The sequence below is a fragment of the Bradyrhizobium sp. OAE829 genome, assembly GCF_040546575.1.
In the GTDB taxonomy this organism is placed as follows: Bacteria; Pseudomonadota; Alphaproteobacteria; order Rhizobiales; family Xanthobacteraceae; genus Bradyrhizobium.
In genome coordinates, this window is record NZ_JBEPOE010000001.1 from 4493718 (window position 1) to 4515278 (window position 21561).

General features: G+C 63.1%; 25 protein-coding genes. 15 read left to right on the top strand and 10 right to left on the bottom strand.

Annotation, left to right across the window (positions count from 1 at the left end; genetic code table 11):
• Positions 1-140: 140 nt before the first annotated feature.
• The 7 genes from dnaJ (at position 141) to dapB (ending at position 5009) form a co-directional block, all read left to right on the top strand.
• On the top strand, positions 141-1280 hold the full coding sequence (gene dnaJ, locus ABIE49_RS21710; RefSeq protein ID WP_192736167.1) for a molecular chaperone DnaJ: 1140 nt from the start codon (positions 141-143) through the stop codon (positions 1278-1280).
• Between the two features lie 91 nt (positions 1281-1371).
• Positions 1372-1974, top strand: coding sequence for a class I SAM-dependent methyltransferase (locus tag ABIE49_RS21715; RefSeq protein ID WP_192736168.1), 603 nt, complete (start codon positions 1372-1374; stop codon positions 1972-1974).
• A gap of 54 nt (positions 1975-2028) precedes the next feature.
• Positions 2029-2607 (top strand): NADPH-dependent FMN reductase, encoded by a 579-nt coding sequence (locus ABIE49_RS21720; protein ID WP_192736169.1) that lies wholly within the window; start codon positions 2029-2031, stop codon positions 2605-2607.
• Positions 2608-2613: 6 nt separating this feature from the next.
• Positions 2614-3324, top strand: coding sequence for an orotidine-5'-phosphate decarboxylase (pyrF, locus tag ABIE49_RS21725; protein WP_192736170.1), 711 nt, complete (start codon positions 2614-2616; stop codon positions 3322-3324).
• Between the two features lie 33 nt (positions 3325-3357).
• Positions 3358-3660 (top strand): DUF1330 domain-containing protein, encoded by a 303-nt coding sequence (locus ABIE49_RS21730; RefSeq protein ID WP_192736171.1) that lies wholly within the window; start codon positions 3358-3360, stop codon positions 3658-3660.
• A gap of 9 nt (positions 3661-3669) precedes the next feature.
• On the top strand, positions 3670-4125 hold the full coding sequence (locus ABIE49_RS21735; protein WP_192736172.1) for a GNAT family N-acetyltransferase: 456 nt from the start codon (positions 3670-3672) through the stop codon (positions 4123-4125).
• A gap of 68 nt (positions 4126-4193) precedes the next feature.
• Complete coding sequence (gene dapB, locus ABIE49_RS21740; protein WP_192736173.1) at positions 4194-5009, top strand: 4-hydroxy-tetrahydrodipicolinate reductase; 816 nt, start codon at positions 4194-4196, stop codon at positions 5007-5009.
• Positions 5010-5055: 46 nt separating this feature from the next.
• Here the strand turns inward: dapB and ABIE49_RS21745 are convergent, their stop codons facing one another.
• From ABIE49_RS21745 to ABIE49_RS21770, 6 genes are all read right to left on the bottom strand, one after another.
• On the bottom strand, positions 5056-5517 hold the full coding sequence (locus tag ABIE49_RS21745; protein WP_192736174.1) for a GNAT family N-acetyltransferase: 462 nt from the start codon (positions 5515-5517) through the stop codon (positions 5056-5058).
• A 43-nt stretch (positions 5518-5560) separates the two neighbouring features.
• A complete protein-coding gene (gene gpmI / locus ABIE49_RS21750) occupies positions 5561-7093 on the bottom strand; it encodes a 2,3-bisphosphoglycerate-independent phosphoglycerate mutase (protein ID WP_192736175.1) in 1533 nt (510 codons plus the stop codon).
• Between the two features lie 190 nt (positions 7094-7283).
• Positions 7284-7730 (bottom strand): anthrone oxygenase family protein, encoded by a 447-nt coding sequence (locus tag ABIE49_RS21755; protein ID WP_192736176.1) that lies wholly within the window; start codon positions 7728-7730, stop codon positions 7284-7286.
• Positions 7731-7900: 170 nt separating this feature from the next.
• Entirely contained in the window at positions 7901-8797 is an 897-nt protein-coding gene (locus ABIE49_RS21760) for a methylated-DNA--[protein]-cysteine S-methyltransferase (RefSeq protein ID WP_192736526.1), read from the bottom strand.
• A 55-nt stretch (positions 8798-8852) separates the two neighbouring features.
• Positions 8853-9374 carry a DUF2244 domain-containing protein gene (locus ABIE49_RS21765; RefSeq protein WP_192736177.1) on the bottom strand — a complete coding sequence of 174 codons (522 nt, stop codon included), beginning with the start codon at positions 9372-9374 and terminating at the stop codon, positions 8853-8855.
• Positions 9375-9380: 6 nt separating this feature from the next.
• The gene (locus ABIE49_RS21770) at positions 9381-9506 is read right to left on the bottom strand and encodes a hypothetical protein (protein ID WP_354066916.1); all 126 of its coding nucleotides are present in this window, start codon (positions 9504-9506) and stop codon (positions 9381-9383) included.
• Between the two features lie 16 nt (positions 9507-9522).
• Between ABIE49_RS21770 and nth the strand changes: the two genes are divergently transcribed.
• Complete coding sequence (nth, locus tag ABIE49_RS21775) at positions 9523-10185, top strand: endonuclease III (protein WP_354066917.1); 663 nt, start codon at positions 9523-9525, stop codon at positions 10183-10185.
• Positions 10186-10310: 125 nt separating this feature from the next.
• Here the strand turns inward: nth and ABIE49_RS21780 are convergent, their stop codons facing one another.
• On the bottom strand, positions 10311-11063 hold the full coding sequence (locus tag ABIE49_RS21780; protein ID WP_192736179.1) for a sulfate transporter family protein: 753 nt from the start codon (positions 11061-11063) through the stop codon (positions 10311-10313).
• 229 nt (positions 11064-11292) lie between these two features.
• Between ABIE49_RS21780 and ABIE49_RS21785 the strand changes: the two genes are divergently transcribed.
• Together ABIE49_RS21785 and ABIE49_RS21790 are read left to right on the top strand one after the other, a co-directional pair.
• Positions 11293-12456 carry a CaiB/BaiF CoA transferase family protein gene (locus ABIE49_RS21785; RefSeq protein WP_192736180.1) on the top strand — a complete coding sequence of 388 codons (1164 nt, stop codon included), beginning with the start codon at positions 11293-11295 and terminating at the stop codon, positions 12454-12456.
• 7 nt (positions 12457-12463) lie between these two features.
• A complete protein-coding gene (locus tag ABIE49_RS21790) occupies positions 12464-13411 on the top strand; it encodes a hydroxymethylglutaryl-CoA lyase (RefSeq protein WP_192736181.1) in 948 nt (315 codons plus the stop codon).
• Between the two features lie 102 nt (positions 13412-13513).
• Here the strand turns inward: ABIE49_RS21790 and nikR are convergent, their stop codons facing one another.
• On the bottom strand, positions 13514-13954 hold the full coding sequence (nikR, locus tag ABIE49_RS21795) for a nickel-responsive transcriptional regulator NikR (RefSeq protein WP_192736182.1): 441 nt from the start codon (positions 13952-13954) through the stop codon (positions 13514-13516).
• 187 nt (positions 13955-14141) lie between these two features.
• Between nikR and ABIE49_RS21800 the strand changes: the two genes are divergently transcribed.
• Positions 14142-16286 carry a TonB-dependent receptor gene (locus tag ABIE49_RS21800; RefSeq protein ID WP_192736183.1) on the top strand — a complete coding sequence of 715 codons (2145 nt, stop codon included), beginning with the start codon at positions 14142-14144 and terminating at the stop codon, positions 16284-16286.
• Between the two features lie 101 nt (positions 16287-16387).
• On the opposite strand, the gene ABIE49_RS21805 is transcribed toward ABIE49_RS21800, so the two are convergent.
• Complete coding sequence (locus ABIE49_RS21805; RefSeq protein WP_192736184.1) at positions 16388-17425, bottom strand: YiiX/YebB-like N1pC/P60 family cysteine hydrolase; 1038 nt, start codon at positions 17423-17425, stop codon at positions 16388-16390.
• Positions 17426-17610: 185 nt separating this feature from the next.
• On the opposite strand from ABIE49_RS21805, the gene ABIE49_RS21810 reads away from it, so the two are divergent.
• The 4 genes from ABIE49_RS21810 to ABIE49_RS21825 all read left to right on the top strand — a co-directional run bounded on the left by ABIE49_RS21810 (position 17611) and on the right by ABIE49_RS21825 (position 20629).
• A complete protein-coding gene (locus tag ABIE49_RS21810; protein WP_192736185.1) occupies positions 17611-19029 on the top strand; it encodes a flavin monoamine oxidase family protein in 1419 nt (472 codons plus the stop codon).
• The gene (locus ABIE49_RS21815) at positions 19029-19709 is read left to right on the top strand and encodes an adenine nucleotide alpha hydrolase (protein WP_192736186.1); all 681 of its coding nucleotides are present in this window, start codon (positions 19029-19031) and stop codon (positions 19707-19709) included. The genes ABIE49_RS21810 and ABIE49_RS21815 overlap by 1 nt, the downstream gene beginning before the upstream one ends.
• 76 nt (positions 19710-19785) lie before the next feature.
• Positions 19786-20151, top strand: a complete 366-nt coding sequence (locus ABIE49_RS21820; RefSeq protein WP_192736527.1) for an ArsR/SmtB family transcription factor — start codon at positions 19786-19788, stop codon at positions 20149-20151.
• Complete coding sequence (locus ABIE49_RS21825) at positions 20126-20629, top strand: SRPBCC family protein (RefSeq protein WP_192736187.1); 504 nt, start codon at positions 20126-20128, stop codon at positions 20627-20629. Before ABIE49_RS21820 ends, ABIE49_RS21825 begins: the two co-directional genes overlap by 26 nt.
• A 127-nt stretch (positions 20630-20756) precedes the next feature.
• Here ABIE49_RS21825 and ABIE49_RS21830 read toward each other — a convergent pair whose 3' ends face one another.
• Positions 20757-21527 carry a sulfite exporter TauE/SafE family protein gene (locus ABIE49_RS21830; protein WP_192736188.1) on the bottom strand — a complete coding sequence of 257 codons (771 nt, stop codon included), beginning with the start codon at positions 21525-21527 and terminating at the stop codon, positions 20757-20759.
• Positions 21528-21561 lie beyond the last annotated feature (34 nt).

Here is a 21561-nt window from a genome sequence, read left to right on the forward strand (position 1 = left end):
GGGCTTTCGATCATGACCCTCACACCAAAGAGCGCCGGCTGCGTCTCGATGGGTGGGGGTCATTTTTCGTTAAGCGCAAGGCGGCATCCTCAACGATGCACTCGTGCGGCATGAAGACGAAATTCGGACGGATCTGACGGATGTCCACCAAGCGCTGCTATTACGAAACCCTGGAAGTCGAGCGGTCAGCGGACGACGGCAAGCTCAAGGCGGCCTTTCGCAAGCTCGCGATGAAATGGCATCCGGACAAGAATCCGGGCGATGCTTCCAGCGAAGTGAAGTTCAAGGAAATCAACGAAGCCTATGAGGTCCTGAAGGACGGCGACAAGCGCGCCGCCTATGACCGCTACGGCCACGCGGCGTTCGAGCAGGGCATGGGTGGCGGCGGGCCCGGATTCGGCGCCGGCTTCGCCTCGTCATTCTCGGATATTTTCGAGGATCTGTTCGGCATGGCCGGACAACGCGGGCGCGGTGGCGGCGGCCGCGAGCGCGGCGCCGACCTGCGCTACAATATGGAAATCACGCTGGAGGAAGCCTTCCTCGGCAAGACCGCCCAGATCGAGATTCCGGTTTCGGTCACCTGCGAATCCTGCTCCGGCACCGGCGCCAAGGCCGGCACCAAGCCGAAGACCTGTTCGCTGTGCGGCGGGCAGGGAAGGGTGCGGCAGGCTCAGGGCTTCTTCACGCTGGAACGAACCTGTCCGGGCTGTCAGGGCCGCGGCCAGATGATCGAAGACCCTTGTCCCTCCTGCGCGGGCTCGGGCCGGGTGACGCGCGACCGGACCCTCTCGGTCAACATTCCGCAAGGCGTCGAGGACGGCACCCGCATTCGCCTCGCCGGCGAGGGCGAGGCCGGCGTCCGCGGCGGACCGCCCGGCGATCTCTATATTTTCCTGTCGCTGGCGACCCACGAATTCTTCCAGCGCGACGGCGCCGACCTGCATTGCCGGGTCCCGATCTCGATGGTGGCGGCCGCGCTTGGCGGCGAATTCGAGGTGCCGACCATCGACAAGGGCAAGACCAAGGTGAAGGTGCCGTCGGGAACACAGTCCGGCCGGCGATTCCGCATCGCATCAAAAGGCATGCCGGTGCTCCGTTCGCGCCAGACCGGCGACATGTATGTGCAGGTGATGGTCGAAACGCCGCAGAATCTGACCAAGAAGCAGCAGGAATTGCTGGCCGAGTTCGAAAAGCTGTCGTCGGGTGCGACCCAGCCAGAAGCGGCGGGTTTCTTTACTAAGGTCAAGGACTTCTTCGGTAGCCGCGCTGCCCCGCAGTGAGCCTTTTGCTTGACCATAAGAGCTGCGACCTATACCTCTTTATGACTGTTTTCTGACATAACCGCCGTTCGCGGTCCCGCCTGGTAGCGACATGCCTCTGCAATCGTCCGTGCGTGCGTTGAAGAAACCTCTCCGTCTTGACGACGAGGTGCGTTTTCTCCGTTCATGGATCGAAAAGCCGCTGCACATGGGCGCGGTGATGCCGTCCAGCAAGCTGCTCGCGCGCACCATGGCGCAATATGTCGACGTCGATTCGAAAGGACCGGTCGTCGAACTTGGCCCCGGCACCGGCGCGATCACCAATGCGCTGATCGAACATGGCGTCGATCAGAAGCGTCTCGTGCTGGTTGAGTATAATCCGGGCTTCTGCGCGCTGCTGCGCGACCGTTATCCGCACGCCAAAGTGGTGCAGGGCGACGCCTATAAACTTCGCGATTCGCTGTTGAAGGTTCTCGACGTGCCGGCCTCGGCCGTGGTCTCGGGCCTGCCGCTGGTCACAAAACCGATGCTGACGCGCCTCAAATTGATCCGCGACGCCTTTACGGCGCTGGCACCTGGAGCGCCCTTCGTGCAGTTCACCTATTCGGTTGCGCCACCGATCCCGAAATCGCTGCCCGGCGTGTCCACAGAAGCTTCCGAGCGGATCTGGATGAACCTTCCGCCCGCCCGGGTCTGGGTGTATCGCAAGGGCTGATACCGCCTGCGGCATTCTCGCGGCGGGTTTGGCCCGAACCGCGATTTATAGAATATGTCCGCGCTGAAAATCCTCGTGATCCCGGGATCGCTTCGATCAGGCTCGCTCAATGCGAGGCTGGCGGCCGCCGCCAGCCATGAGCTGGCGCTATCCGGCGCCGAGGTGACGCGTATTTCGTTGTCGGATTTTCCGCTGCCGATCTATGACGGCGACCTGCAGGCGAAGTCTGGCGTGCCGAAGCACGCAGTCAATCTGAAGCGCATGATCGGCGCCCACCACGGCGTCCTGATCGTGACGCCGGAATATAACTCGTCGGTGCCGGCGCTGGTGAAGAACACCATCGACTGGATCAGCCGGGTGCAGGATACGCATGAAACCCGCGGCCAGGTGTTTCGCGGCGCCGTGTTTGCGATCGCATCGGCCTCGGGCGGGCGGCTCGGCGGCACGCGCGCGCTGGCGGCGCTGCGCCTGATTCTGACGGCCTGCCACGCCAGCGTGGTTCCGAACCAGCTCGCATTGTCGTTCGCGGACCAGGCCTATGACGAGATGGACCGTCTGAAACATCCTGCCGATGTCGAGGCGCTGCAAGCGCTGGTGCGGCAGCTGATCGACCATTCCCAACGCATGATGTGAGGTGACATGCAGCCTGCCAGTATCGCTCCGAAAGACCGGTTGATTGTGGCGCTTGATCTGCCCGGCGTCGCCGAGGCCGAAGCGATGGTGGCGCGGCTAGGCGACAGCGTGACGTTCTACAAGATCGGCTATCAGCTCGCCTATGCCGGCGGCCTGCCGCTGGTCCGTCAATTGTCCGGCGCGGGCAAGAAGGTGTTCGTCGATCTCAAGCTGCACGATATCGGCAACACCGTTGCACGCGGCGTCGAGAGTGTCGCAAAACTGGGCGCGACCTTTCTCACCGTGCACGCCTATCCGCAGACCATGAAGGCGGCGGTGGAAGCACGTGAGGGCTCGAGCCTGAAAATCCTCGCGGTCACCGTGCTGACCTCCTATGACGACGGCGACCTTCATGCCGCCGGCTATCGGCTCAACGTCTCCGATCTGGTCGAGGCGCGGGCGCAGCAGGCGCAGGTGCTCGGCGTCGACGGGCTGGTGAGCTCGCCGGAAGAGGCGGCTTCCTTGCGCAAGATCGTCGGCCACCAGATGAACCTGGTGACGCCGGGCATCCGGCCGGCGGGCAGTGCGACCGGCGACCAGAAGCGCATCATGACACCGGCGCGCGCCATTGCCGCCGGCGCGGATTACCTGGTGGTGGGACGGCCGGTCACCGAGGCCGCCGATCCCAAAGCTGCCGCGGATGCCATTCAAACCGAAATCGCGCAGGCGCTGGCGTAGTCAAATCAGCGCGACAAGAAACGGGAGAGCAAGATGGCCAAGGGATACTGGATCGGTCGCGTCGACGTTCACGATGACGAGGGCTACAAGCCCTATGCCGCGGCCAATCTCGCGATCTTCAAGAAGTTCGGCGGGCGATATGTCGTGCGCGGCGGGAAGTTCACCGGCGTCGAGGGCCAAAGCCGCTCGCGCAACGTGGTGATCGAGTTCGACAGCTACGACGCGGCGATGGCCTGCTATAACTCACCGGAATACCAGGCCAACCTCAAGGTTCGGCAGCCGCACTCGATCGCCGAACTCATCGTGATCGAGGGCTATGACGGCCCGCAGCCCTGATCTTTCCGCGTGAACGACCGAGTCCAGATAACGCGGCTGCACGAACTGCCCCCCGGCATCGAGCGGCTGAGGGCGGATGCCGCGCGGCAGGGGTTTCGATTTATTGAGCGGCTGGTGTCGGAGTGCACGAGCGGGACCAACGCGTTCGGTCAGCCCGGTGAGCGTATGCTCGGAGCGTTTGCCGATGGCATGCTGGTTGGCGTCGGCGGTCTCAATCGAGACCCCTATGTGAACGACCCCGCGACCGGGCGCATGCGGCACCTGTACGTACACTCGGATTACAGGGGGCAGGGGATCGGACGCGCCATTGTCGATCATCTGCTGAAGGATGCCAGGCCGACCTTCAGCCAGGTCCGGCTGCGCACGGACACCGAGGAAGCTGCGAAGTTCTATCTTCGTTGCGGTTTCTCGCCGCGTAGCGAGCCTGATGCGTCGCACGGGCTGCATTTCGGACCCAGGAAATAGCGGCCAAAACGGCCGGATCGGTTGCCGGAATGTCCCCATCCCGCTATAGGGCTTGAAGAGGTGAAGCCATGGCCGACATGCGTTTGATCGTAGCGGGAGCCGGCGGCCGGATGGGCCGCGCGCTGACGCGCGTTATTTCGGAGACGCCGGGCGCGGTTCTTGCCGGTGCGCTCGAAGCGCCGGGTTCGGAACTGCTGGGCAAGGATTCCGGCATCCTCGCTGGCCTGCCCGAAAATGGCGTCAAACTCTCTGCCGACCTCTGGGCGCTCACGGCCAACGCCGACGGCATTCTCGATTTCACGGTTCCAGCCGCCACCATCGCCAATGTGGCGATCGCCGCCGAACGGAAGCTGGTGCACGTGGTCGGAACCACGGGGTTGTCGAGCTCCGATATGGCCGTCATCAAGAGCGTGACGTCCCGTGCCATCGTCGTGCAATCAGGCAATATGAGCCTCGGCGTCAACCTGCTGGCGGCCCTCGTGAAACGCGTGGCGCAATCGCTCGATACCGATTTCGATATCGAGATTCTGGAGATGCATCATAAAGCCAAGGTCGATGCGCCGTCGGGCACGGCGCTGATGCTGGGCGAGGCCGCCGCCGCGGGCCGCGGCATTGACCTGCATCTGCATTCAGCGCGCGGACGCGACGGCATTACCGGCGCGCGCAAGGCCGGCGATATCGGGTTTGCGGCGCTGCGCGGCGGCACGGTCACCGGCGAACACAGCGTGATCTTCGCCGGTGCGATGGAGCGCATCGAGCTGACCCACCGCGCCGAGGATCGCACGATGTTTGCGCAAGGCGCGGTCAAGGCAGCGTTGTGGGCGCAGGGCAAGACGCCCGGCCTGTACTCAATGGCCGATGTGCTGGGCCTCGGCGACTTCTGAAATTCGACGACGTGCCGAATGCATAGCTTGAATTAGCCGACCAGACCTACGGACGGTCCTGCAATGATCGCTCCATGATGATGGTGCGCTCTTCACCATAGTAGCTATCGCGCACGACCCTGAACCCGAGCTGCCCGTAGAACGTTTCGGCGCTGATTGAAGAAGGCACCGCCAACGTCGGGATGTTTCTCTCGCATGCCGTGCGCTCGACCTCGGCCATCAGCAGCTCGCCGATACCGCGGGCCTGAACGTCAGGGGACACGAAGACGGTGCGGACCACGTTTCCATCGAGGCTTGCCGTTCCCACGACACGGCTACCAATCGCGGCGACAAAGACGGTGCGCTTGCCGATCAGTTCCAGCACGGCGTTCGGACTAAAGCCGTGCTCGATCCTCTTGATGATCTCTCTTGTATAATCCTTCGCATTGGTTTCGCGCAGTGTACGGATAATGACCGCGCTTATCTCGTCGGCGTCATCCTCATGCGCCGGCCGGATCGTGCATTCCATCGGTCGTCTCCGCTCGCCAAGGGTCGCATAAGCGATTGCACGCCTAGCCTTGCTTGTTCGGGCGCAGCAACGACATGCCGGTCATGTCGGCCGGTTTAGGCAACTGCATCAGGTCGAGCAGTGTCGGCGCAATATCCGCGAGCCGGCCTTCCGCCAATGTCGCGCCGCCGCCGCCCTGCAGCAGCAGGGGCACCGGGTTCGTCGTGTGAGCCGTATGCGGACCGCCGGTGACGGGGTCGCGCATCATTTCGCAGTTGCCGTGATCGGCCGTCACCAGCAGCGCGCCGCCGGATCGCTCGATCGCCTCCGAGATTTTCCCGAGCGCGGCATCCACGGTTTCCACCGCCTTGATCGCGGCCGCCAGGTTTCCCGAGTGGCCGACCATGTCCGGGTTGGCGTAGTTCAGCACGATCAGATCGTACTTGCCGGAGTCGATCGCCTCTACCGCCTTCGCCGTAAGCTCGGCAGCTGACATCTCCGGCTGCAGGTCATAGGTCGCGACCTTGGGGGATGGCACCATGATGCGGTCTTCGCTGGGAAAAGGTTCTTCCCGTCCACCGTTGAGGAAATAGGTGACGTGGGGATATTTTTCCGTTTCGGCCATCCGCAATTGCGTCCGGTTTGCCGCTGATGTGACTTCGCCCAGGATGTTTGGAAACGCCTGCGGCGGAAATATCGTCTGCATCAGCCGGTCCAGATCAGAGCTGTACTGCGTCATGCCGACTGCGGCGGCGAACTTGACGCTGCGTTTGCGCGGGAAGCCGTCAAACGACGGATCGAGCATCGCACCAAGAATCTCGCGGACGCGATCAGCGCGAAAGTTGAAGCTCAGCACGCCGTCGCCGTCTTTGATGCCGGCGTAATTGCCGATCACCGACGGCACGACGAACTCGTCGGTGACATCATGCGCATAGGCATCTGACATGACCGATTGCGCGTCGGCAAAATGCGGACCTTCAGCCTCGACGATGGCGTCATAGGCTTTGCCAACCCGTTCCCAGCGCTTGTCGCGGTCCATCGCATAATATCGCCCGACAACGGTTGCGATCGGAACCTGTGGCGGTAGCGCCGCGGCCAGCCGCTTCAAATCATCGGCCCCTGATCTCGGCGGCGTATCGCGTCCGTCCGTGAGTGCGTGTACGACCGCCGGCACGCCGTGTTCAGCGAGGATCGCGGCCAGTGCGGCGACGTGGTCCTGATGCGAATGGACGCCGCCCGGCGACACCAGTCCGATCAGATGACAGGTGCCGCCGCTCTGCTTCAGCGCCTGGATCAGGGCGGTGAGCGCCTTCGCGGACTTGATTTCGCCGGACGCAATGGCGTCGTTGATCCGTGGCAGGTCCTGCATCACCACGCGGCCCGCGCCGATGTTCAAGTGCCCGACTTCGGAATTACCCATCTGTCCGTCGGGCAGCCCGACATCCCGTCCCGACGTCCTCAGGAACGCGCGCGGACCCGCGTTCCACAGGCGGTCGAAATTCGATGTTTTGGCCTGACGAACAGCATTGTCAGCCGGATCCTCCCGCCAACCCCAACCATCCAATATCGCTAGCATCACCGGGCGGCGTTTCTGCATCGACGGGCCTTTCGCTGTTTACCCCGAGCGTGGTTGTGAGCGATCGATACGCGATCGTCAATCGAGGCGCGCCGTCAGTGTTCCGGCCGGGTGCTCCGCTTGGTCGACATATCAGCCATGGGGAACCGGAGGCCGCCGCCCGGCGCGCGTGAGATCAACATGACGAGGCTTGCCGTGAATGCCGCCAGCGTCAGCACGGACATGACCATGCGCAGCGCATTCCAGAACTCCAGGGGTCGAGATAGGCCCGCCAGATCGCGGCGGCGTTCTCCGTGGTCGGTACGACGGTTGCGAGACCTTCGTTCAACGGCACGCTGAAACGCAGCGTCACGAAGAATGCGCCGAGGCCATAAATGGTCGTGCCGAGAACGGTCAGCGCCAGCGGCCAGCCGCCGGCAGCGATCAGCAGGAGGGTCGCGAGAGCTCCGAACGCCAATGTGCCGAAAAAGCTGAACGCGAAAACGGCGTTGCGGACGACCGCGTTGATGCCCTGCATCGCCTTGATCGCCGATACGGCATCGGTTGCCGCCAGACCCGGCATGACAGAGCAATGATAGGCGTAGAAGAATCCGGCAACCAATGCAGCCGCAAGAACAGAGAGTGCAAGACAGGATAGCCGCAGCAATTGCATTGTCATGAAAATCCGCGGTCACCATCCTGATCAGGCGATGCTAGGGTTCGCGTCGCCGCCTGTCACCTCACATTTTTTACATGCGCACATCTCACGCCAATGACGGCTTAGGATGGGTTTCGCCGTCATCGGGCGCGCATTCGCGCGACCCGTTGGCTCTACCCCATCCTGCCAGTCTAGTGCAGCCCTACCTGCCCGGCTTCCCAGCCCAGCATCGCCTGCTTGCGGGTGATGCCCCAATGATAGCCGGTGAGCGCGCCGCCTTTGCCGAGTGCGCGATGGCAGGGAACCACGAACGACACCGGGTTGCGGCCGACCGCGGCGCCAACGGCGCGAGAGGCTTTTGGATTCTTGATCTTGTTGGCGATGTCGGAATAGCAGACCGCGCGGCCCATCGGAATCTTCAGCAAGGTCTCCCACACCCGCACTTCAAAATCAGTACCGATCAGGACCACGCGCAGCGGCTGGTCCGGCCGCCACATCCTGGTGTCGAAGATGCGCTGCGCGAGGCCGGCCGTGCCGTCACGATCCTCGACATAGGTCGCGTTCGGCCAGCGCCGCTTCATGTCGGCGAAAGATGCCGGCTCCTCGCCGGGATCGGCGAAGGCAAGCCCGGCAAGGCCGCGGCCGCTGGCGATTACAATGGCTGTGCCGAACGGCGAGGGATGGAATCCGTAGCGCAGCGTCATGCCGGCGCCGCCGTTCTTCCATTCGCCCGGCGACATTGCTTCGTGCGTCACGAACAGATCGTGCAGCCGTCCCGGACCGGACAGGCCCGAGTCGAGCGCGGCGTCGAGCACGCTGGCCGAGTCGCGCAACAACCCCTTGGCGTGGTCGAGCGTCAGCGCCTGCATGAAGTCCTTTGGCGTCAGCCCGGCCCAGCGGCGGAACAGAAGGTGCAATTCATCTGGCGTCACCGAGGCGGCGTCCGCCATCGCTTCGATGGTCGGCTGCGCGCGCCAGTGTTCCGAAATGAAGGCGATCGCACGGCGCACGGAGTCGTAGTCGCGCAGCGCGGCGTTCTGGGGGCCCGGCTTGGCCAGGCGCTGGTCATGTATGGCGAGTGTCATCATGGGATCAGATTTAGGGCTCATCCGACGTCCAAACCACCCGATTTCCGATAGGAGGTCACGTTACAGGATTGTACGTGATACCGCGTTTGGCCGATTGCAATGCAGCCAGTAAGGCTTTGGCAAAGCTTGCTTTTTCGTCTGGCCCCAAAAAATGCCCGACAGAGACGCAGCGGCCCCGCGAGACCAGGTAAAGCCGCTCGATGCCGAATTCGGGGTCGCCGGTCTGGTCGAGCCGCACCCAGAGCGGATTGAGCACCCATTCTACCACATGGCCGCGATGGCTGACCCGGCGCACCCGCAGCTCCGACGGCGTCACCGTGATTTCCTCCGACGCATTGGCGCTGCGGAAATTGACCCGGAACGCCCAGTAGATCACCAGCAAGTCGAGCCCGAAGAATCCGAACACCGGCCAGGCGCCCATCAACAGAAACGCAACGCCCGCGACAAAGCTCACCGCACACAGGAACGCCATCAGCACCAGGAAGCCGGTGCGGTTGAGCGAACGATGCGGCGTCAGCCGCGCCGAAAACAGCTTCGGTTGGTCAACATCCCGATCAAAGTCGTTGCTTGCGGTCATCGCGGATCAGTATACCCGGATCATGGCCAAAATCATCCGCGCAAAAGCTGCCAAAAAATCAAGCGTTCCATCCGTGCCCGTTAAAACAGCAAGGAAAACAGCCAAAAAGGCCACGGCCAGGAAGCCGGCCAAAGCGTCCGCCGAACCCGTGGCGAAGCGATCACCAAAGCCAAAACCCTGGACCTCAGCCGAGGTCCACGAGGCGTTCAGCCGCTTTCGGAAAGCCAATCCGGAGCCGAAGGGCGAGCTCGAACATCTCAACCCCTACACGCTGCTGGTCGCCGTGGTGCTGTCGGCGCAGGCGACCGACGCCGGCGTCAACCGCGCGACGCGCGCGCTGTTCGCGATCGCCGACACGCCGGAAAAGATGCTCGCACTCGGCGAGGACACGGTGCGCGATTATATCAAGACCATCGGGCTTTTTCGAAACAAGGCCAAGAACGTCATCGCGTTGTCGGAAAAACTGATCGCCGAGTTCGGCAGCGAAGTGCCGCGCACCCGCGCCGAGATCGAGTCGTTACCCGGCGCCGGCCGCAAGACGGCTAATGTCGTGCTCAACATGGCCTTCGGCGAGCATACGATGGCGGTGGATACCCACGTGTTTCGCCTCGGCAACCGCACCGGGATGGCGCCCGGCAACAACGTGCTCGAGGTCGAGCTCGGGCTGGAAAAGATCATCCCGTCCGAGTTCATGCTGCATGCCCACCACTGGCTGATCCTGCACGGGCGCTACATCTGCCTCGCCCGCAAGCCGCGCTGCGATGTGTGTTTGATCAACGATCTCTGCCGCTGGCCGGAGAAGACGGTTTAGACCTCGTCCGCTCGCTCCATCCTCATCCTGAGGAGCCGCAACGCGGCGTCTCGAAGGATGGCCACGGGCGAGATCGGGGCCTCATGGTTCGAGACGCGCGAAGCCGCGCTCCTCACCATGAGGGGTTAGACCACCGGCATCCCCGTGCGCCGCGACGGCTCGATCAGCTCGGGCCGGGGACCGCTCAGTCGCTTGTGCATATGAACCATGAAGGCCATGCCGAACAGCGGCGTCGCCAAATTGACGATCGGGATCGAGACGAAGGCGGCGATGATCAGCCCCGCCGTGAACACGGTCGCCGCATTGTCCTTGCGCATCGCCTTGGCTTCGGCGGGCGAGCGGAAGCGCATCGCCGCGAGCTCGAAATATTCCCGGCCCAAGAGCCAGGCGGTGGCGAAGAAGAAAATCAGGAAGCCGGCCCCGGCGAACAGCACGAAGGGCAGTGCGACCAGATAGACCAGAATGGTCAGCAGCGCCGTCTTGATGCCCTCGGGGATCGCGACCCCGAGCGGCAGCGCGGAGCCGGGCTTGTCTGCCGGATAATGCTCGCGCTCGACATGGTCGGCGACGTCGTCGACGAATACGCTGGCGACCAGCGAGGTGATCGCCGGCATCAGGAAGATGCCGCCGAGTACGACGCCGAGCCCGGCCGCGATCGAGACGATCCAGGCCAGGATGTTCAGCGGCGTATGGAAGCCTGGCCCGAGCAGCCCTTCTGCCCAGACCTCGCCATATTCGGCGAACCAGCTCAGCAGTCGCTGCAGTCCGATTGCCAGCACGGTGATCAGCACCAGCGCCAGCCCGATCGAGCGCCACAGAATGGTGCGCATCGGCGGCGACAGGATTTGGGAAAGCGCCTTGACGGCGGCGTCCAGCATGATGGCCTCTGTTTCGCTCGAAAAACCCTCGCGAGAGGTAGAGATGCAATCGGGCTTCGGCAAGACCTGTGCAGAAGACCTGGGCAGACCCGGGTTAGGAACGCCGGCAGCGATCCCGCCCGTGCATTTGCGTTATGCAGCCGTAACGGCACGGTTCGGCAGATTATGTTTTCCCGAGAAGTCCTGAAGGCTTAGTCTGATCCCCAAGACACGACGCAAGGGAGAAGCCATGACCGGGACGGGACTGCCGCTCGAGGGCGTGAGGGTCGTCGAGATGACCCATATGGTGATGGGTCCGACCTGCGGCATGATCCTCGCGCAACTCGGCGCCGAGGTGATCAAGGTCGAACCGCCGGTCGGCGACAAGACCCGCAGCTTAGGGGGCATGGGGGTCTCGTTCTTCCCGTTGTTCAACCGCGGCAAGCGCAGCGTCGTGCTCGATCTCGCCAAGGCGGAGGACCGCGAGACCATGGACCGGCTGCTTGCCAGCGCCGACGTGTTCGTGGAGAATTTTCGTGACGGTGCGCTCGAAAAGCAGGGCCTTGGTACCGAGGAGTTGCGCCGCAAGCATCCGCATCTGATCGTGGCCGGCCACAAGGGATTCTTGTCCGGCCCCTACGAGCACCGTCCGGCGCTCGACGAGGTCGTGCAGATGATGTCGGGCCTCGCCGCGATGACCGGGACGCGCGAGAAGCCGCAGCGCGTCGGTTCTTCCGCCAACGACATCATGGGCGGCATGTTCGGCGTGATCGCGATCCTGGCCGCGCTCTACCAGAAGCGTGGCGGCAACAAGGATGGCGCCGATATCAGGATCGGGCTGTTCGAGAATTGCCTGTTCCTCGTCGCCCAGCACATGGTTGAGTATGAAATGACCGGCCGCAAGCCGCGCTCGATGCCGGAGCGCGAGCATGCCTGGCCGATCTACGATATTTTCGACACCGCCGGCGGCGAGCGCATCTTCATCGGCGTCGTTACTGAAGGTCACTGGCAGAGTTTCTGCCGTGAATTCGGCTTGCAGGAATTTTTGGACGATCCGAGGTTGACCAACACCACCGAGCGGATCATGGCGCGGGACCGGATCATTCCGCGCGTCGCGGAGGTGGTCAGAGGTTGGAATGTAACTGAGCTGTCGGCCAGGCTCGACGCGCTGAACATCTGCTTCTCGCCGATCAACCGCCCTGAGGATTTGCTGCAAGACCCGCATGTGCTGCGGCCCGGCGGGCTCGTCAACAATTTCAACGCCGATGGGGCGCCGTTCCGCGTGCCCGCATTGCCGGTGGAATGGAACGGCGGCAATATCGGCGAAGGCTTGCATGTGCCTGATCTTGGCGCCGATACCGAGGCCGTCAAAGCCGAACTGAACAAACAAACTTCAACCGACAACGCTGCGTGAGGCCGCCATGACCCGTCTCCAGGACGTCTATCCCGACAACAAGATCATTCTGCGCGAAGTGGGCTTGCGCGACGGGTTGCAGCTGGTGAAGAAGTTTCCGTCCACCGCAGCCAAGCAGCGCTGGATCCGCGACGAATACGCCGCCGGCGTGCGACATTTCGAGGTCGGCTCGTTCCTGCCCGCAAAAACCTTTCCGCAGTTCACCGATGTGCGCGACATCATCGCGACCATCGCGTCACTGCCGGGCGCCTATGGCATCGCGCTGACGCTGAACGAGCGCGGCGTCAACGAGGCGCTGGAATCAGGGGTGGCTGAAGTGGCCACCGTGGTCTCGGCGACCGAAGAGCACAGCCAGGCCAATGCCAACCGCAGCAGAGAATCCGCCATCGCCAACGTCAGGCGGCTCTGCGAGCTGCGTGACGCAACCGCCCACAAGCCTGTCGTGAACGCCGCGATCTCGATGGCGCTGGGCTGTTCGATCGTCGGTGCCGTCGACCCGAAGGAGGTGATCAAGATCGCGGAAAAGCTGTTCGAGGCCGGCGTCGACATGGTCGCGGTCGCCGATACCGTCGGCTATGCCGGGCCGAAGCAGGTCGGGGAATTGACGGCAGCCGTGGTGAAGATCGCGGGACCAAAGCCGGTCTGCATTCATCTGCACGACACCCGCGGCATGGGCATCGCCAACGCCTCCGCTGCGCTCGATGCCGGTGCGCGCGTGCTGGACGGATCGCTGGGCGGCCTCGGCGGCTGCCCGTTCGCACCGGGCGCGACCGGCAATGTCGTGTTCGAGGACCTCGTGTTCCTGTGTGAGAGCAAGGGTTTTGCGACCGGCATCGATATCGAAAAACTGGTCGCGGTGCGCGGAATCCTGAAATCGGAAATGCCGGACGAGCAGCTCTATGGCGGCATGGCGCGTGCCGGATTGCCGTGCGGAACGGCCGCGAAGGCGGCGTGAACTGGCGATATTGTAGCCCGGATGGAGCGAAGCGAAATCCGGGGCAGTTGCATTGCCTGTGCGAGTCCCGGATTGCGCTTCGCTCCATCCGGGCTACGGACTTCATCCGTGCTTGTGCCCACCCTTGCGCGGCTTCCTGTCCGCTGCCGTCGGGATCATCACCACGCGGCCGTAACGCACGCCGCGTTCGGCGATGATGTGGTCGGCGAAATGCCGGACCTCGCCGGAGGCGCCCTTCAGCGCGGTCACCTCCATGCAGCTGTCGTCGTCGAGATGGACGTGCAGCGTCGCCAGCGACAGATCGTGATGGCCGTGGAAATTCTGCACCAGCCGTTTCGACAGGTCGCGCGCGGCGTGGTCGTAGACGTAGACCAGCGCGGCGACGCATTGCCCCGACGGCGCGGCGTCCTCGGCGCTTTGCTGCAGGCCTGATCGGGCGAGGTCGCGAATGATCTCGGAGCGGTTCTGGTAGCCGCGGGCTTCGGCTGCGGCGTCGATCTCGGCGAGCAGATCGTCTTCGATCGTGATGGTGATCCGTTGCATCCTGATGTCCGTGGGGTTTCTCGGTATGATATTTTTATTGTATCGTCATACTGACGTTGCTAGCGTGAGAACGCCGGGTTGGGTGTAGCGCAGTCGCTCGGACTGTAGCAGTAAACGTGCGGGGGCATGGCAGGTGCGTAGGATCTTGTTGCGGATATTTTCCGCCACAGCTTCTTCGGCTGTCCTGATGCTCCCGGCCGAGGCGCAGGAGCGGGCGGCTCTACCTGGCCAGCTTCCGCCTGTCACCATCACCGCATCAGACCCGACGCCCAAGCGGGCCGCCCGGTCAAAACCGTCGCAAAATCGTGGCGAGCAGAACAGAACGGCCATCAACTCGAACCAGCCGGCAACCGCGGGCGCCAGCGGCGTGGGGCCTGCCACGTCATCCGATGGCGCGGCTGCCCTGCAGCCCGCCGCCGCCAGCGCCGTGCGTATCAGCGGCGCGGAAGTGAATGCCGTTCCGTTTCTGCGGCCCGGTGAGGCGCTGGAGGCCGTGCCCGGGCTGATCGTCACCCAGCATTCCGGAGAGGGCAAAGCCAACCAGTATTTTCTGCGCGGCTTCAACCTCGACCACGGCACTGATTTGTCCATCAAGGTCGACGGCATGCCGGTCAACATGCCGACGCATGGCCACGGACAAGGCTACGCCGATATCAACTTTCTGATCCCTGAGCTGATACAGTCGCTGAATGTCCGCAAGGGTCCGTATTTTGCCGACGTCGGCGACTTCAGCTCCGCCGGGTCGGTCGAAATCGACTACCTCACAAAGCTGCCGAAAAATCTGGCGGAGCTCACGCTTGGCAGTTTCGGGTATCGGCGCGGGGTAGCCGCCGGTTCAGTCGCGGTCGGTGCGGGCACGCTGCTCTCCGCCATCGAAGGGGTCAAGTACAACGGTCCATGGGACGTGCCGGACGATGTGCGCAAGATCAACGGCGTCATGCGCTACAGCCAGGGTACCGTGACCGACGGATTGACGCTGACCGCCATGGCCTATTCCAACGCCTGGAATTCGACCGACCAGGTGGCGCAGCGCGCCGTCGACCAGGGCGTGATCGGCCGCTTCGGTGCGCTCGATCCGACCGACGGCGGTGTGGCCAGCCGCTTCAGCCTGTCCGGCAATTTTACGCATTCGAGCGAATACGGGCAGAGCAAGATCAACGCCTATGTCGTCCGATCCAACCTGCAGCTCTACAACAATTTCACCTATTTCCTCGACGACCCCGTCAATGGCGACCAGTTCAACCAGCTCGACAGTCGTACCCTCGGCGGCTTCGATGCGCGGCACGCCTTCGATTGGCGCCTCGGCGGACTTGAGACGCAAACACGAATCGGCCTGCAGAGCCGTTATGACGATATCCATGTCGGCCTGTTCAAGACGCAGAAGCGAGGCTGGCTTTCGACCGTGCGCGAGGACCGCGTCAGGGAAGGCAATGTCGGCGTCTGGATGGACAGCACCACGCGCTGGACAGACTGGCTGCGTACCACCGTCGGCATTCGCGAGGATGTCTTTGCCGGGCGCGTCCTGAGCGACACGCCTGAAAACTCCGGCAATGCGCAGGCTTCGATCGCGAGCCCGAAGGCCGGCATCGTGCTCGGCCCCTGGTACAAGACGGAGTTTTTCGGCAATGCCGGCTATGGCCTGCACAGCAACGACATCCGCGGCGCGACGATCACGGTCGATCCCATCGACAAGGTGACGCCGCAGGATCGCGTGCCGCTGTTGGTGCGGTCGAAGGGCGCCGAGATCGGAATCCGTACCAAGGCGGTTGAAGGACTCACAAGTTCGGTCGCGGTCTTTATGCTCGATTTCGATTCCGAATTGCTGTTCGTCGGCGATGCCGGCACCACCGAGGCCAGCCGGCCGAGCCGCCGAGTCGGCGTGGAGTGGACCAACAAGTACAAGCCGGTGCCGTGGCTGACGTTCGATCTGGACGTTGCATATACGCGCGCCCGCTTTACCGATTTCGATGTCGCGGGCGACCGGATCCCCGGCGCGCCGGCCTGGATTGCGAGCGGCGCCGTCACCTTCGGCAATGAAACCGGTTGGTTCGGCGCGCTGAAGGGACGCTATTTCGGTCCGCGTCCGCTGATCGAGGACGACAGTGTGCGTTCGCTGTCATCGCTGATCTTCAATGCGCGCGCCGGCTACAGATTCGACAGCGGCATACGCCTGCAGCTCGACGTGCTCAATCTGTTCAACGCGAAGACCAACCAGATCGAGTATTATTATCTGTCGCGGTTGCCGGGCGAGCCGATCGACGGTGTTGTCGATCGCCATGTGCATCCGGCAGAGCCGCTCGCGGTGCGGCTGACGTTGGCGGGCAGGTTTTAGATTGTAAGGTGGGCAAAGGCGCGCTTGCGCCGTGCCCACCATCTATCCATTCGTTACTGGTTGAGTTGGTGGGCACGCTTCGCTTTGCCCACCCTACGATTCTAAGCCGCCTCGAACGCCTTGCTGCGCCGACGGGCGCGGCGTTGCGGTGGGCGGGCCGCGACATATTCCACGGTGAGGTAATGCTCCGACACGGTCACGCGCTCGACCATGGTCGTTTGCACGGTGACCTCGGTCACCGCCTCTATGGTGACCTCGGTCGCTACCGCGACCTCGATCACTTCTTCAGACGAAACCGGAAGCGGCGCCGTTTCGTCAATCTCTTCAGGAACAAGCGACGGCGACCCGACTTCTGGAAACACACCGAATTCGCCCGCTACCTCCTGGAGCGGCTTCTGCTTGTCGGCCCAATGCAAGGCCAGATAGTCGAAGCCATGCACGATGGTGGGTTTGACGACTTCGAAATAGGGCGAGATATCGAAATCGCGCGGCATGTAGAGCGACGAATCGCGAATGTGGAGAATCTCGCGCCGGGCCTTTCGCGAGGCGGCGCGCGTGATCTTGGGCAGGATCGGATATCGCACGGCGTCGAACGCCTGCGCGATCAGCGCCGAGCAGATGATCTTGGTGGGATCGCCGGAACCGAACGCGATCAGGCGCCGCCGCCAGCGCTGCGGCACCGGCAGCGGGAACAAATATCGCGCCAGGTCGACGATGTTCTTGGTGTCGTAGCCGAAGCCGATCCGGTTGATGGCGTAGCGGCACACCGTGATGCGGTCCTCATAGGACAGTCCGACCGGACGGCAGAGGCGGGTGTGATAGGGATAATATTTCGACAGCGGCGCCGAGGTCACGCCTTCGCCGATATTGGCCTCGATCAGGACGTGAGGTTCGCCGTCCGGTTCCGTCGCGCCGTCGATCGGGCCGACATAGAGCGCGGCGTGCGACCAGGTTGATTGCGTGAGGTATTTGATGATGCCGGAAATGCGGTTGTTGCCTTCGACCAGCAGCACGTCGCCGGGCTCGATGACGCCGCGCAGATGCTCGGGGTCACTGGGCGTGAACGGTTCATAGCCCGGGACTTCCTTCTGCAGGTAGCCCGCAATCAACTGGCCAATCGTATCGAGCATTACGCCCATGAAATCCCCCCGCGGTTCTTTGACCGCTTTTATGTTCCATTAGCATGGTCGCAAGCCGTTTCAATTTAGTTCATGCGTGAAGCGGGTCAATCATGATTGATTTACCATGAGTGTTGCTGCGCACGGTGAGATGCGGCAGAGTTCGCTAGCTGTTCTCTTTGCTTCAAGGCCCCGGAAACCATGACATGACAATGACTCGCCGCGATTTCCTCTCGGCGTCCGCTGGCCTGGCGGTGATGCCGGTTTTCGGTGGGCGGGCAGGGGCCGCGCCGCTGCCCCGCGAGGCTGACATTGTCGTGATCGGCGCCGGCGCCGCCGGCATTGCTGCGGCGCGGCGGATCATGGCGGCGAACCGCAAGGTGATCGTGGTGGAAGCCGCTAGCCAGATCGGCGGGCGCTGCCAGACCGATGCCACCACCTTCGAGGTGCCGTTCGATCGCGGCGCGCGCTGGATGCACAATCCCGAAACCAACCCGATGATCAAGCTCGCGCGATCCGCCGGGCTCGAGATTATCACCGCGCCGTCGGGCCAGAAAATCCGCGTCGGCCGCCGCAACGCCCGCGCCGGCGAGACCGAGGAGTTTCTTGCAGCACTGGTGCGCGCCAACCGCGCCATCGACGATGCCTCGCGCCGGCTCGACGTCTCCTGCGCCTCGGCGCTGCCGAAAGATCTCGGCGACTGGGCGGGCACCGCCGAATTCGTCCTCGGCGCCAATTTCGCCGGCAAGGACCTGAAGGATATCTCTGTTGTCGACAAGGTCCGCGCGCAGGATCGCAACACCGCGATCGCCTGCCGTCAGGGGCTGGGGACGTTGATCACGAAACTCGGCGAGCAGGTGCCGTTGGCGCTGTCGACGCCCGCGAACCGGATTTCCTGGGGCAGCCGCGACGTTGCGGTGGAAACGCCGTCCGGCAAGATTGTCGCGCGCGCCGCCGTCGTGACGGTCTCGAGCAACGTGCTGGCGGCGGGCAACATCAAATTCACGCCCGACATTCCCAAACGCACGCTGGATGCCGCCACCAAACTGAGCCTCGGCAGTTATGACCGCATTGCGCTGCAAATGCCGGGTAATCCGCTGGGATTAGCCCGCGACGACATCATCATCGAGCAGAGCAACTCGACGCGCACCGCCTTGCTGTACGCCAATATGGGGTCATCTTCGCTGTGTTCGATCGACGTCGCAGGCTCGTTCGGCCGCGATCTCTCCGCGCAGGGCGAAAAGGCCATGATCGCATTTGCGGTGGAGTGGTTGACAAAACTGTACGGCAGCGAAGTTGCGGCGGCGGTGAAGAAATCGAGCGCGACGCGCTGGAACGCCGCGCCGTTCGCGCTTGGCGCGATGTCCGCGGCCGGGCCGGGCGCGCAGGCCTCGCGAAAGGTTCTGACCGAGCCGTTCGGCTGCATGTATCTCGCGGGCGAAGCCACGCACGAGACGCTGTGGGGCACGATCGACGGTGCCTGGGAAAGCGGGGAGCGTGCGGCCGAAGCGGCGTTGCGCAGGATTGGCGCGTTGAGAGATCCCGAACCGGCGGCGCCGCCACCGAAGCAGCGGCGGCGTGCACCGCAGCCGAAGGCGGCAATGCCATCCTCGCAGTTCAACTGATGGCGCGACCGAAGGCGCTGATCTCGTGGTCGAGCGGCAAGGACAGCGCGTTTGCGCTGCACGAAGTGCGGCGCGCGGGCGAATTCGATGTGGTGGGCGCGCTGACGACCGTGACGGAGACGTTCGGCCGCGTTTCGATCCACGGCGTGCGGCAGGAGATCCTGCAGGCGCAATGCGGAGCCGCAGGCCTGCCGCAACGGATCGTGCCGATCCCCTATCCCTGCCCGAACGAGATCTATGAGGCCCGCATGGGCGAAGCGGTCGCGCAAGCGGTCGCTGACGGCGTCACGCATATGATCTTCGGCGATTTGTTCCTGCGCGACATTCGCGCCTATCGCGAAGCGAAACTCGCCGGCACCGGCATCACACCAATCTTTCCACTCTGGGACCGGCCGACGCCCGAACTGGCGCGGGCGATGATGGAATGCGGGCTGGAAGCCTATCTTGCGACCGTCGACATGAAAAAGCTCGCGGCCGAATTCGCCGGCCGCAAATTCGATGTGCAGCTGTTGGCGGACCTGCCCGATAGCGTCGATCCTTGCGGCGAGAACGGCGAATTCCACACCTGCGTGGTGGCGGGACCGATGTTTTCACATCGTCTTTCAGTCAGTACGGCCGAGCGCGTCGAGCGCGATGGCTACGCCTATTGCGATCTGGTGATCCAGCCCGCGAACTCATAAAGCTATGCTCACCAATAGTTAGCCGTATGGCTAACTGTTATTGACACACGTTCGTGTCTCCACTATAGTTAGCTTTATGGCTAACCAATCAATGCAGCTCGACCACGTTTTCGGGGCCCTGTCCGACGCGACCCGTCGTGCGATCGTCATGCGATTATGTGATGGCGAGGCATCCGTCGGAGAGCTGGCGAAGCCGTTCGAAATGGCGCTGCCGAGCCTGATGAAACACATCCGCATTCTGGAGAGCAGCGGCCTCGTTACGTCCGAGAAGACCGGTCGCGTCAGGATGTGTTCGTTGCAGACGGAAGCTCTCGCAACCGTCGAGGTTTGGTTGGCGGCCCAACGAGAGATCTGGGAGCAACGACTGGATCGACTGGAAATGTACGTCGAGAAACTGAAGAAAAGGGAGAAGTCCAATGTCCGCAAACGCAAGTCAAAATGATACGCTGCTGTCCACGTGGGCACTCGATCGAGAGATCGTCCTCTCGCGCGTGATCAACGCGCCGCGAGAGCTGGTTTTCTCCGCCTGGACTGATCCGCATCATCTCCCGCAATGGTTTGGTCCGGCCGGTTTTAAGGTCGAGACAAAGTCAATGGATATTCGTGTCAACGGCGAATGGCGGTTCGATATGATCGCGCCCGACGGCAAGCGATATACGAACCGGATGCGATTCCGGCGCATCGAGAGGCCGCATTTGATCGAGATCGATCATGGCGCCGACAAAGACAACGATCCCGGCATATTCCGCACCACCATCACGTTCGATGAGCAGAGCGACGGCAAGACCGTCATCACTTTGCGGCAGTTGCATCCGACGAAGGTTCAGCGCGACGCGGGGATCGGATTCGGCGCGGTCGAATACGGTTATCAGACCCTCGATAAACTGGCGCAGCACGTCGAACGCAGTATCGCTGCCTAACGAATACGATCAAATCTGGTGTGCGTTGTCCGCTTCCGGTGCTTCGGGCAACAGCCGCTATGGGTCGTTCGCGACCGGGCCGAACCAGTGGCAAGCCCGGCCGCATCCACTATCCCGAGTCCACGCCCTAGCGCAGGATACCATCCAGCGTCGGCAGGCCGGCAATGACGGCTATCGCGATCAGCGCGTAGCAGATCGCGCGGAACAATGTCTCGCTGGCTCGGCCGAACAGGGAGGCGCCGAGCCAGACGCCGATGCCGTAGATGGGCCCGACCACCAGTGAGAACTTGATCGCTTGCATCGTGATCAGCCCGGTCAGGCTGTAGCTGACGACCGAGAAGAAATCCGAGGCGCCGAAGAACAGCAGGATGTTCGCCCGTGCGATGTTGGAGGCGATCGGCCGGCCGAGCCAATAACCAACGATAGGCGGCCCGCCGGTCTGCGCCAGCCCGCTGCAAAAGCCGGACACGCCGCCGATACCGACCGAAACGCTTGCGTGGTCCTTGCCCCGGTAGCGCCAGCCGGAAAGCAGCAGCAAGAGCAGCGCAAACACGAAGGCGGAAATGATCCAGCGCGTGGTGACCGGCTCGAGCCGGCTCAGGAAATAGGTGCCGATGGGAACGCCGATCAGCGCGCCGAACACCATCACCGCGGTCGCCCTGCGGTCGGCCTGCTTCCACGCGTTCGGGACCAGCGGCGCGGCCGCGATGAAATCGATGATCAGCAGCAGCGCCGCCACCAACTGCGGCGCCGCCATGCTGCTCGCCAGCGGCATGAAGATCAGCGCGGAGCCGAAGCCGGAAAAGCCGCGCGCCAAGCCGGACACGAACGCAATCGCGCAGATCGCGATTGCGGCGGTGAGGCTGACGCTGGCGGGGATTAGGCCTTCGAGGTTCATGTTCTGTTTCTAGAACGTGTTTTTGGGCGTGATG